Origin of the sequence: Brachybacterium sp. Z12 (assembly GCF_014400405.1) — a bacterium.
Classification (GTDB): Bacteria; Actinomycetota; Actinomycetes; order Actinomycetales; family Dermabacteraceae; genus Brachybacterium.
On record NZ_CP060496.1, the window covers coordinates 1286616 to 1298467 of the forward strand.

Here is an 11852-nt window from a genome sequence, read left to right on the forward strand (position 1 = left end):
GCCGCCGCTGCGCGCGGCATCCTGGCCGTGGGGGACGTGGTCATGGCGTGAGCCTCCGAATAGGACGACAGCGGGAGGAGAGCACCGCGGGGGAATCTTTCCGGTTCCTCGTGATCCCGGCCACTCTACCGCCGTCCCGGCGCCGCGACGGCGAGGACGTCTGTCAGGCCGGTGAGGTGGAATGGGGGCATGCGACGGACGGGCAGGATCACGGGTGAGGGGATCCGACTGCTCGGACCCGATCTGGCGGCCCTGCCCGCTGTCCTCGAGGAGCAGGCGCTGGATCCGGAGCAGCGGCGCGCGATGGAGATCTTCCTGGGCGGGGGCGACGTCCTCGTGCACGGCGGCCCGGGCACCGGGCGCACCGCCCTCGCGCTGGCCGCGGCCGAGCTGAGCGGCGAGGGGGCCCTGCTGCTGGCGCCCCGGCGCACCTCTGCCGGCCGGCTGCGCGATGCGCTCGCCGTGCACGGCGAGGGTCAGGCCCGCGCGATGACCCCGCCGGCCCTCGGTCACGCGATCATCCGCGCCGAGGCGCTCCGCCGAGGGCAGGGCGAGCCGACCCTGGTCACCGGCGCCGAGCAGGACGCACTGCTGGCCGAGCTGATCGCGATGCGCGAGACCTGGCACCTGGATGTCGATCCGGGGGCCCGCACCCTGCCCGGGTTCCGCACCGAGCTGCGAGACCTCATCACCCGGGCGACCGAGCTCGGTCTGACCCCCACCGAGCTCGACGCCCTCGGGCGCCGACGGGGTCGGCCGGCCTGGCAGGATGCCGCCGCCCTGCTGCGGGACTACCTCGGCGTGCTCGACCTCGAGGCCTCTGCCGCACTCGATGCCGGCCCCCGCCTCGACTCCGGCGCGCTCGTGCGCCGCGCCTCAAGGCTGCTCGCGGATCCGCTGACCCCGCTGCCCTTCCGCGCGGTCGTGGTCGACGACGCCCAGGACCTCACCGCCGCCGGTATCGACCTGGTCGCAGCCCTCGCCTCGGCCGGGGCGAAGGTGCTGATATGCAGCTGCCCGGACGCCGCGGTGGACACCTTCCGCGGAGCTCTCCCGGATTCCGGCGACCGCCTGCGGGAGGTGCTCTCCCGGCCGCTGAGCGAGATCGTGTTGGAGGGCACGCATGCACAGGGGGCGGGGCTGACCGCCGCGGTCGACGCGCTGCGGGGCAGGCTCCCGCTGGCGGGCGCTCCAGCGCGGTCGAGGCGCCCGCGCAGCATCGAGCGCGGAGGACTGGTCGCGCTGCGGGCGCGTGACCCGTTGGACGAGGCGCGCCTGATCGGCTCCGCGCTGCGGGACCTCCACCATCGCGAGGACATCCCCTACGACGAGATGGCGGTGGTGTGCCGCTCCGGGGCGGCCGTGGCCGACGTCGCCGATCTGCTCTCCCGCACCGGCCTGCCGGTGCGTGCGCCGCGCCGTCCCCAGCCGCTGCGCGAGGTCCCCGCGGTCGCTGACCTGATGACCATCCTCGAGATCGGCCTCGCCCCCGAGGAGTCGCCGCTCGAGGCGAGGGTGGCCGGTGACCTGCTGCGCGGTCCCTTCGGTGACGCCGACACGCTCCGCCTGCGCCGCATCCGGCGCCTGCTGCTGGCCGCGCACCGTGCCGCCGAGCCGGACAGCGAGACCACCAGCGAGCAGCTGCTCGCCCGGGCCCTGGTCGATGCCGAGGTGCCGGGGCTGCCGGCGCCCGAGGCCAGGGATCGCGCCGCCGCCCCCGTGCATCGCCTCCGGGAGATGATCCGCGCGGTGCGCCAGCACCGGGAGACCGACGCCCAGCAGGTGCTGTGGCACGCCTGGGACGCCGCCGGCCTCGCCGGCGGATGGCGGCGCGCAGCACTCGGCGACGTCGGGGATGTCGACGGGGCGCGCTCACGCCTCGCCTCCTCCCGGCTCGACGCCCTGCTCGAGCTGTTCGCCGCCGCCGAGCGGCTCACCGACCGCCGCCCCGGCGCCGGCGCGGAGGACCTCATCGAGCAGGTCCGAGGTCAGGCCGTGGTCGAGGACACCCTCGCCCCGGCCGCCGCTGCCCGTGGCCGCATCGCCGTGCTGACCCCCGCCCAGCTCGCCGGGGAGCATCGCGACACCGTGGTGCTCGCGCGCCTGCAGGAGGGCGCCTGGCCGGATCTGCGCCTGCGTTCGACCCTCTTCGGCGCCGCGGAGCTGTCGCTGTGGGCCGGGGCTCGCCGCGGTGCCGAGTTCCCGGTGGAGCCCGAGGCGCTGCGCGCGATGCAGAGAGAACAGGTGGTCGCCGACGAGCTGCGCCTGGCCGTCAGCGCTCTCGCCCGCGCTCGCTCCCGGGTGCTGGTCACCGCGGTGGAGGATGATCAGAACGAGCCCTCCGCGCTCTTCGACGCCCTCGAGGTGCTGGTCGCAGATCCGTGGATCGACGCCGAGATCCTGCGTCGCGACCCCGGGCCCGCGCCCGACGCGCGCCGCCTGGTCGCAGCCCTGCGCCGCCGGCTGCAGGAGGAGGGTCCGGAGGACGTGCGCGACGCCGCTCTCGCCCTCACGGCGCTCGGCCGTGCCGGGGCCCCCGGCACCGATCCCAGGCGCTGGTACCACCAGGAACCGAGCTCCACGGAGCCGCTCCACGAGGACGGGGCACCGATCCAGCTGTCCCCCTCGGCCCTCGAGCGGGCCGTGGACTGCCCGCAGTCCTGGCTGATGGAGCGCGCCGGTGGCACCCGCTCCGGCGGACCGGCCCAGCTGATCGGCACCGCCCTCCACCATCTCGCCCAGGTCCATCCCCGCGGCCCCGAAGAAGGGACGGATCTGCTCGACGAGCTGCACACCCTGCTGCGCACCGTGCCCGGGACCGAGACCTGGTCCGGCCGTCGCCGGGTGCGTCGCGCGGAGGACGCCGCTCGCCTCCTCGCCGAGCACCTGCGCACCGCGGGAGAACCGCTCGCGATCGAGGCGCCCTTCGAGGTGGAGCTCGGCCGGGTGCAGCTGCGCGGCAGCATCGACCGCATCGAGGGGGATACGACCGGTCTGCGGGTGGTTGATCTCAAATCCGGCCGCGCGGCGAAGACGGCGGCCAAGGCCGAGGAGGACCTGCAGCTGGCCGCCTACCAGGCCGCCGTGCGCGAGGGGGCCCTCGCAGAGGTGCTCGGCGAAGATGCCCCGGAACGCCTCAACGGCGCCCAGCTGGTCTACGTCGGCACCGGCGGGAAGAAGGCCGCCGTGCGCACCCAGACCGCCCTGCCGCGCGCCGAGGACCCTGGCTGGTTCGACGACCTCGTCCAGCAGGTCTCCCGCGACGTGGCCGGTGACCAGGTCACAGCTCGCGTGAACACCCATTGCACCCATTGCGCCGTGCGCAGCAGCTGCCCTCTGCAGCCCGAAGGAGAGCAGCTGTGACCACGCCCCAGCCCGCCGATCGCCACCTCCATTCCGCCGCGCATCTCGCGGCCTTGCTCGAGCAGCCCCCGCCCACCACCGAACAGACCCGCGTCATCGAGGCGCCGCTCGCGCCGATGCTGGTGGTCGCCGGGGCAGGCTCCGGCAAGACCGAGACCATGGCCTCGCGCGTGGTGTGGCTGATCGCCAACGGGATCGTCGAGCCCCGGCAGGTGCTGGGCCTGACCTTCACCCGCAAGGCGGCGCACGAGCTCGCCGAGCGGATCTCCGCACGCCTGGCCTCCTCGCCGGAGCGCTGCGCGCCGAGGGGCTCCCGCTGCCCGCCGGGCTCGAGCGCGGCGGTGATGACCTGGTGGGTCAGCGACCCGTCGTCCACACCTACAACGGCTTCGCCCTCGACCTGGTGCGCGAGCACGCGCTCGCCGTCGGCATCGATCCCGAGCTGACGATGATGTCCACCTCCGCCTCCTGGCAGCTCGCCCACGAGATCATCGAGGGATGGGACGACTCCCTGGACCTCGAGGCCTCCCCGGCGACTCTCACCGCCGCGCTGCTCTCGCTGACCTCCTCGCTCGCCGACCACCTGGCCACGCCCGCGCAGCTCACCGCGCACCTGCAGCAGATCCACGCCCACCTCTCCGGAATCCCTGCTGCAGGTCGAGGGACGTCGCCGCACCACGCCGAAGGCCGTGGCCTCCGTGCTCGGGGCCCTCGAATCGCGGCTGGCGCTGATCCCGTTGCTGGAGCAGTTCGCGCAGATCCGCACCGAGGCCTCCGCCCTCGACTTCGCGGATCAGGTCTCTCTCGCCGCCCGAGTGGCCTCGGAGGTGCCGGCCGCGGGCGCCCTGGCCCGCCGGATGCACAAGGTGGTCCTGCTCGACGAGTTCCAGGACACCTCCGTGGCGCAGCTGCAGATGCTCACGGACCTCTTCGGGCCCGGCCATGCCGCGTGCGCCGTCGGCGATCCACAGCAGGCGATCTACGGCTGGCGCGGCGCCTCGGCCGCCTCCCTGGCCGGGTTCGCGGCATCCTTCGCCACCCGCGAGCAGCCTGTCCTGGAATGCAGCCTGTCCACCTCCTGGCGCAATGATGAAGCGGTCCTCGCGGTCGCGAACCGACTGGCCGCCCCGCTGCGCCACGCCGATGCGGGCCTGACCATCCCCGAGCTGCACGCCAGGCCCGGGGCAGGGGAAGGAGCCTGCGAGATCGTCGAGGCAGCCGATGAGCGTGCCGAGGCCCAGGCGATCGGCCGCTGGATCCTGGACCGGCGCGCCGAAGGCGCCGAGGACGAGCCTCCCGCCTCCGCCGCGGTGCTGGTGCGCGCCCGCCGGCAGATCCCCGCACTGGTGGAGGGTCTCGAACAGCAGGGGCTCACGGCCGAGGTGGTGGGACTGGGCGGGCTCCTGCACCGTCCCGAGGTCGCTGATGTCCGAGCGGTGCTGGAATGCGCCCACGACCCCGGGCGCGGAGACGCACTGATGCGTCTGCTGACCGGTCCCCGCTTCCGGATCGGTGCCCGGGACCTCGCAGTGCTCGGCCGCTGGCGAGACCGGATGGGCTCCCGGCTGCGCCGCCAGGGCGAGGCACCGGGCGGCCAGGACGAAGCGGAGTCCGTCTCCCTGGTGGATGCGGTCGACGATCTCCCACCCGCGGACTGGACCGACCCCTCCGGCCGATCGCTGTCCGCCGTCGGCCGGGACAGACTGCTCCAGATCCAGCAGATCCTGCGCGAGATGCGCCGCCTGCTGCCGCTGCCGCTGCCCGATCTCGTGACCGCCGCGACACGGCTGCTCGACGTCGACCTCACACTGCTGGAGTCCGAGCCCGGCTCCCGCGCACTGGCCGATCTCGAGGCCTTCCGCGACCACGCCGCCTCCTTCGACCGCACCGCCCGCCGCGGCGGGCTCGGCGCATACCTGGACCTGCTCGAGATCAGCGAGGACGAGGAGGCCGGGCTCGCCGTCACCGCCGCCCCCGAGACCGCCCACGACCCGGCTGCGGTCACCATCGTCACCATGCACTCGGCCAAGGGCCTGGAATGGGATCTGGTCGCGGTCGCCGGTCTCACCGAGGGCACCGTCCCCTCCTACGACCTGCGGCGGGCGAAGACCGATGAGGCGGGCCGGGTGCGGGTGCCCGGGGATGGCTGGCTGGGCAAGCTCGCCTCCGCCTCCGTGCCCACCGCGCTCCGCGGCGATGCGGACACCCTCCCGGAGCTCGCCTGGGCCGAGGCCGACACCCAGGTCGACGCCGAAGGCCTGATCGAGGACTTCCGCTTCGCACAGGGCGAGGAGTCGCTGCGGGAGGACCGCCGACTGATGTACGTCGCGGTGACGCGCGCACGGCGGCGCCTGCTGCTCACCTCCGCCGCCTGGCGCAGCGGGCTGAGCTCCGCCCGCCCCCGCTCGCGGTACCTCACCGAGGTGGGGGACCTGGTGCCCGAACGTTTCCGCACCGTGCAGGACGTCCCGGAGCGCAACCCCTGGAGAGCGAACGGCCCCAGGCGCAGTGGCCACCGGCCCCCGGGGAGCAGGAGCAGACCCGCGCTCGCGCCGCCGCTCTCCTCGCCGCAGCCGCAGAGCAGGAGGGCGAGGAGCCCGCCGATCCGCAGCTCGCCGAGCTGGTGCGCAGAGCCGTGGCCGACCTCGAGCAGCAGGCGGCCCCGCCGCTCGTCCACTCACCGCCCAGGCTCTCCGCATCCCAGGTGGTGCACCAGGCCAAGGACCCCCAGGCCGCTGCGATCGATCTCCTGCGCCCGCTGCCGCGCCGCCCCTCACCGGCCGCCGCCCGGGGCACCGCATTCCACGCCTGGCTCGAGTCCCGCTACGACAGCGCGACGCTGCTGGACCTCGAGGACCTCCTGGACCTGGAGGACGCGGAGGATCAGGAGGAGGGCCCGGGGGCCGACGATCGGAGCCTGCGAGATGCCTTCACGGCGTCTGAATGGGCTGACCGTTCACCGCTCGCCGTCGAGCAGCCGGTCCACACCCGGATCGGGGAGATCGCGGTGCGGGGCATCATCGACGCCGTCTTCGCCGACCCCGAGGGGACTGACGGCACCCAGGGCGTGATGATCGTGGACTGGAAGACCGGCCGGGTCCCGCGCCCCGCCCAGCTGCGCGAACGCGCGCTCCAGCTCTCGCTCTACCGCCTGGCCTGGCACGAGCTGACAGGGCTGCCACTCGCGCGGATCCGCACCGCCTTCCACTTCGTGGCCGACGGGGTCACCCACGAGGTGCGCCGTCACCCCTCACGCGAGAAGATCGCGCAGATGCTCTCGGGGAGTGAGACCGGCAGGGACTCAGCCGTCCTCGCGGGGGTTCATCTCCTCGTAGGCCCGTTCGGCCTCGTCGCGGGCGAGCTGGGCGAGGTCTGCATCGAGATCGGCGATCATCCCGCGGGCGTCGGCGACGATCTCCTCATCCTGGGTCGCCAGGCCGTGGGCGAGCCACTCGGCGACCGCGAACTCGCCCAGCGCCTGGGCACGCTCCATCAGCCGGGGATGTGTCGAGGTGGGCAGCTCCTCGCGGTACGCGCCGTAGAGCTCATCGAACTGCTCCGGGTCCAGCGAGGAGATCAGCCAGGCCAGGTCCGAAGCGGGATCAGCGACCTTCGACGATGACCAGTCACGCAGCGCGCTGACCCGGTGGCCGGACATGAACAGGCTCTCCTCCGAGAGGTCGCCGTGCACGAACTGGGGCGTGAAGTCCCACAGCTCCGCGTCGTCGAGCAGCGCGTCCCAGCGCTGGGCGACGGCGGCCGGGAGATGCCCGCCCGCCTTGGCCGTGTCGATCCGTGCACGATGCTCGGCGTGCAGCACCTCGGGGTGAAGGACTCGACCCCGGCCGCCTCGGCGGCATAACGGGGGACGGTGTGGATGCGCGCCAGCGCCTGGCCCAGCGACCGGGCGAGATCTGCGCTCCCGTTCAGCGCGTCCAGCATCAGCGGGCTGCCGGCGGGGGCCTCGGTGACCGCGCAGCGCCCGCCCTCGGAGAGCTTCACGAACCCGAGCACCGGCGGGATCACGCTGCGCAGCGGGGTGCCTGCGAGAGCATCAGCCACCTTGAGATCACGCTCGAGACGGATCCCGGAGGCGGTCGTGGCGGGGAGAGGACCATCACCCGCCGGCCATCCTCGCTCACGATGCCGGCGACGTCGAGATCCTCGACGGGGTGGCGATCGGCATGGTCCTCACCGGGATCAGCCCGGGGACCGCCGCCGCGGCGAGGGCAGCCAGGGAATAGGAGTTGCGATGCACGCGTCCACCGTACCCGGCCGAGGGGCTCGCTCCACGTAGGCTCGGAGCATGGCGAAACTCCGTGGTCCCCACCTCAGCACCCCTCTGACTCTCCTCGGCTCCGACCGTGACGCCCTGCTGCGCGGCGACGAGGGGATCCTCGCCCCGGGGGACGATGCCCGCTACCTGGTCAGCAGAGCAGGAGCGGTCGCCCTGCGCGAGGACGAGGACGGCACCCTGCACGCCGTGCTGGAGACGGAGGATCCGCGCGGCGGGACCCTGCAGCCGCTGGTGCTGCTGGGCAGGCGCGAGGGGTACCGGGTGCTGGCGGTCGAGGTGCCCGAGCCGAGCGCCGAGCTCGACGATCCCGGGCGGGATCTGCGGGATCTGCGGCGGGTCGCCGATCGCCTGCACGAGCGCGACGCCGACCTCGCGGCCGCGGCCGTCGCGATGGGCTTCTGGCACCGGTCGATGCGCCACTGCCCCCAGTGCGGAGCGGTGCTGGAGGCGGAGATGGCGGGCTGGGTGCTGCGCTGCCCCGAGGACGGCATCGAGCAGTTCCCCCGCACCGATGCCGCGGTGATCATGGCGGTGCGCGATGGGAAGGACCGGCTGCTGCTGGCCCGCAACGCCCACTTCCCCGCCGGGTTCCACTCGGTGCTGGCCGGGTTCGTGGAACCGGGGAGAGCCTCGAGAACGCGGTGGCGCGTGAGGTCGGCGAGGAGGTCGGCATCACCGTGGAAGAGGTCGAGTACGTGGGCAGCCAGCCCTGGCCCTTCCCCCGCTCGCTCATGCTCGGATACCGGGCCTGGGCACCTGGAGCGGATGAGCTCACCCTCCAGGACGAGGAGATCGCCGAAGCGCGCTGGTTCACCCGTGAGGAGCTCGGCGCCGCTCTCGAGGCGGAAGAGATCGAGCTGCCCGGAGCAGCCTCGATGGGCCGTGCGCTCATCGACGACTGGTACGGGCGCTCCGCCGAGCGGTGAGGAGGCGGGGGCGGAGTGTTGAGGTGTGAGGCACCCGCCGTCCACAGCACCCTGCGGGACGTCACACCGTCCTGGCAGGATGAACAGTGATGACCGCTCACTCCACTGATCCCGCAGCCGAGGCCGCCGCCTCCGCACCCACCGATGCAGAGGCCCTGCTCGCAGCGCTCGATCCCGAGCAACGCGAGGTGGCCAGCAGCTTCGGCAGCCCGATCTGCGTGCTCGCCGGCGCCGGCACGGGCAAAACGCGTGCGATCACCCACCGCATCGCCTACGGCGTCGCCACCGGGCAGCTGAACCCGCGCCACGTGCTCGCCGTGACCTTCACCGCGAAGGCCGCCGCCGAGATGCGCTCGCGGCTGCGGGATCTCGGCGTGCCCGCGGTGCAGGCCCGCACCTTCCACTCCGCCGCCCTGCGGCAGCTGCGCCATTTCTGGCCGCGCGTGGTGGGAGGCGCGATGCCCGATCTGCTGCCGAACAAGTTCGCCGGCGTCGGCGAGGCCTGTCAGCGCCTGCACCTGAGCGTGGATCGCGCCGCGCTGCGGGACATCGTCGCCGAGGTCGAGTGGTCGCGGGTCTCGATGCTCACCCCTGAGTCCTATCCGGAGGCCGCCCAGCAGACCCGGCGGCCGGGAGTGGCGGGCTTCGACGCCCGCTCCATCTCGCGCATCCTCACCCAGTATGAGGAGGTGAAGAAGGAGCGCGGCGTGATCGACTTCGAGGACGTGCTGCTGCACCTGGTCGGCTTCCTCACCGAGCGGGCCGACGTCGCCCGCGAGGTGCGCGGCCAGTACAAGCACTTCGTCGTCGACGAGTACCAGGACGTCTCCGCGCTCCAGCACGCCCTGCTGCGGCTGTGGCTGGGCACCTCGGACGACCTCTGCGTCGTCGGCGACGCTGCCCAGACCATCTACACCTTCGCCGGCGCCCGAGCCTCCTACCTGCTCGACTTCCGCAAGGAGTTCAAGCGCGCCCGCACCATTCGCCTCGAACGGAACTACCGCTCCACCCCCGAGATCGTGAGGCTGGCCAACACCGTCCTGGACGGTGCTCAGGGCCGCACCCGGGACTCGCGCCTCACCCTTATCTCCCAGCGCGAGACCGGGCCGCCGCCCCCGTCGAATCCTTCCCAGACGACCCCGCCGAGGCCGACGGCATCGCCGAGCGCATCGACGCCCTGGTCGCGGAGGGCCGGCCCGCATCGGACATCGCGATCCTGTTCCGCACCAACAGCCAGTCCGAGGCCTTCGAGCAGGCGCTGACCTACCGCGGCATCGGGTATCTGGTGCGCGGAGGGGACCGCTTCTTCGAACGCCAGGAGGTGCGCCGCGCGATGGTCTCCCTGCGCGCCGCCACCCGCGTCGACCAGATCGACCCGGCGCGTGCTGTGCGCGACGTGCTCTCCCAGCAGGGATGGTCGCCGCAGGGCGCCGGAGACCACCGGCGCCGTCCGGGAACGCTGGGACTCGCTGAACGCCCTGGTGGGCCTCACGGACACCGTCACCACCCGTCCCGGCGCGACCATGGCGGACGTGGTGAGGGAGCTCGAAGAACGGGCGGAGTCGCAGGCGGCACCTGTCGTCGATGGCGTGACCCTGGCGTCCGTGCACGCCGCCAAGGGCCTGGAATGGCCGGTGGTGTTCGTGGTCGGGGCCAGCGACGGGCTGCTCCCCATCTCGATGGCGAAGACCCCCGCCGAGGTCGAGGAGGAGCGGCGGCTGTTCTACGTCGCGCTCACCCGTGCACGGGACCTGCTCACGGTGAGCTGGTCCTCCGCACGCACCCCCGGGGCTCGAGGCTCGCGCAGGGCCTCACGATTCCTCGACGGCGCACTCGAGCACCCTGATGCACCCAGATCCGGCGCCGGCGCCGAGGCGCGCCGCACCGGACGTCGCACCGCCACAGTCTTCGCGGAGTGCCGGGTGTGCGGGCAGGGCCTCGTCACCCCGAAGGAGCAGCGCCGCGGCCGGCATGATGGCTGTCCTTCGCCCGCTGGGGAAGGGCTCCTCGCCGCCCTGCGCAGCTGGCGCCGCGACGAGGCCCGCCGCCGCGGCGCCCCGCCCTACGCGATCCTCACCGACGCCGCCCTCGAAGCTGTCGCTGAACGCGGCCCTCGCACCGAGCAGGAGCTGCTCGAGGTTCCGGGCATCGGCCCCGGCAAGGTCGCAAGCTTTGGTGCGGAGCTGCTCGAGCTACTCGGCGGTCAGCACGGGAAGAGCTGAAACCGCAGGTCAAAAATACTTTTGCACTTCCGTAGGGACGTGTAGAGTCATCAACGTCAATCGTCCACGTCGTGGTCCGGGACACCGGGACGCGCGCTTACGAAAGGGGGTGGCCTCAATGTTCAGCACTTGGAATCTCGCAGGAGAAGGCCAGCGCCCCACAGGCGCGCCCTCCCTTCTGCAGCGCGAACGGGGCAATGCCCCCGCGGTGTCCAGCCTGAGCTGACGAGGCCTTCCCTCGCTGCCGGTGCGGCACCGCCGCCGCACCCCCGCCCCTTACGGGCACGTCCCTCCCGACGGACTTCGAAGCAGCGAGACGATGACTACTCTTCTGACCACTTTCCTGAACCCCGCGGACGCTTCCGCGAGCATGTTGCCGTGCCATGACACGGACGCCGCCGACCTCTACTTCTCTGAGCGGCCCGCCGACCTCGAACAGGCCAAGAGCCTGTGCGCCGGCTGCCCCCTCGTCGAGGAGTGCCGGCAGGGCGCCCTCGACCGGGCGGAGCCCTGGGGCGTGTGGGGCGGTGCGATCTTCGACGCTGGCCGCATCATCGCCGTCAAGCGCGGCCGGGGCCGCCCCGGAAGAACCAGGCGCAGGACGCGGCATGAGCGGCCTGTCCACCCATCCGGAGACGCACGAGGGGCGGGGCACCGTGTCGGTGCCCCGCCCCTCGTGGCAGTACGTGGATCAGATCGCCTGATCCCCGGGCGCTCGTGCTTAGCTCAGGCCTTGCCGAGGATCCGGTTCAGCTTGGTACCGCACTCCGGGCACACGGCCTTGGCCATGCGGCGGCCGTTGGAGACGACGACGTTGCCCTCGGCCTCCCGCTTCTCACGGCACTTGACGCAGTAGAACTCTCCGGCATAGGTCTCGTCGGCCATATCCGCTCCTCGTTGCTTGTCGATGGTGAACGTCCCGGGCGAGCAGCTCTCGCCGCCAAGTCCGGACCGATCCACTGTAACGGCGCGGGAACGCGCTGAACGAATCAGGAGGGGTGGTGCGTGGCCCGATCGGGGCGGCCCGTCGCGCGCTTCGGGTCA

At 72.9% G+C, this 11852-nt stretch carries 5 protein-coding genes and 5 pseudogenes; 8 read left to right on the forward strand and 2 right to left on the reverse strand.

What is annotated here, in order from left to right:
- Positions 1–189: 189 nt before the first annotated feature.
- From H3H54_RS06850 to H3H54_RS06865, 4 genes and pseudogenes are all read left to right on the forward strand, one after another.
- Positions 190–3363: a UrvD/REP family ATP-dependent DNA helicase gene (locus tag H3H54_RS06850; protein ID WP_262426027.1), complete on the forward strand. Its 3174-nt coding sequence runs from the start codon at positions 190–192 to the stop codon at positions 3361–3363.
- Positions 3360–3809 (forward strand): UvrD-helicase domain-containing protein, encoded by a 450-nt coding sequence (locus H3H54_RS06855; RefSeq protein WP_262426028.1) that lies wholly within the window; start codon positions 3360–3362, stop codon positions 3807–3809. Before H3H54_RS06850 ends, H3H54_RS06855 begins: the two co-directional genes overlap by 4 nt.
- Before the next feature lie 252 nt (positions 3810–4061).
- Positions 4062–5669 (forward strand): annotated as a pseudogene (locus H3H54_RS06860) (ATP-dependent helicase); the annotation flags it as partial.
- 401 nt (positions 5670–6070) lie between these two features.
- The gene (locus H3H54_RS06865) at positions 6071–6985 is read left to right on the forward strand and encodes a PD-(D/E)XK nuclease family protein (protein ID WP_262426421.1); all 915 of its coding nucleotides are present in this window, start codon (positions 6071–6073) and stop codon (positions 6983–6985) included.
- On the opposite strand, the pseudogene H3H54_RS06870 reads toward H3H54_RS06865, so the two are convergent.
- A pseudogene (locus H3H54_RS06870) lies at positions 6893–7363 on the reverse strand (phosphotransferase); the annotation flags it as partial. The gene H3H54_RS06865 and the pseudogene H3H54_RS06870 overlap by 93 nt on opposite strands.
- A gap of 306 nt (positions 7364–7669) precedes the next feature.
- On the opposite strand from H3H54_RS06870, the pseudogene H3H54_RS06875 reads away from it, so the two are divergent.
- The 4 genes and pseudogenes from H3H54_RS06875 to H3H54_RS18775 form a co-directional block, all read left to right on the forward strand.
- Positions 7670–8116: pseudogene (locus tag H3H54_RS06875) on the forward strand (NUDIX-like domain-containing protein); the annotation flags it as partial.
- 185 nt (positions 8117–8301) lie between these two features.
- A complete protein-coding gene (locus H3H54_RS19525; RefSeq protein ID WP_395963738.1) occupies positions 8302–8586 on the forward strand; it encodes an NUDIX domain-containing protein in 285 nt (94 codons plus the stop codon).
- A gap of 89 nt (positions 8587–8675) precedes the next feature.
- Positions 8676–10808 (forward strand): annotated as a pseudogene (locus tag H3H54_RS06885) (ATP-dependent DNA helicase UvrD2).
- A gap of 370 nt (positions 10809–11178) precedes the next feature.
- A pseudogene (locus H3H54_RS18775) lies at positions 11179–11280 on the forward strand (WhiB family transcriptional regulator); the annotation flags it as partial.
- A 254-nt stretch (positions 11281–11534) separates the two neighbouring features.
- Here the strand turns inward: H3H54_RS18775 and H3H54_RS06895 are convergent.
- A complete protein-coding gene (locus tag H3H54_RS06895; protein WP_010551122.1) occupies positions 11535–11693 on the reverse strand; it encodes a DUF5679 domain-containing protein in 159 nt (52 codons plus the stop codon).
- Between the last annotated feature and the right edge of the window lie 159 nt (positions 11694–11852).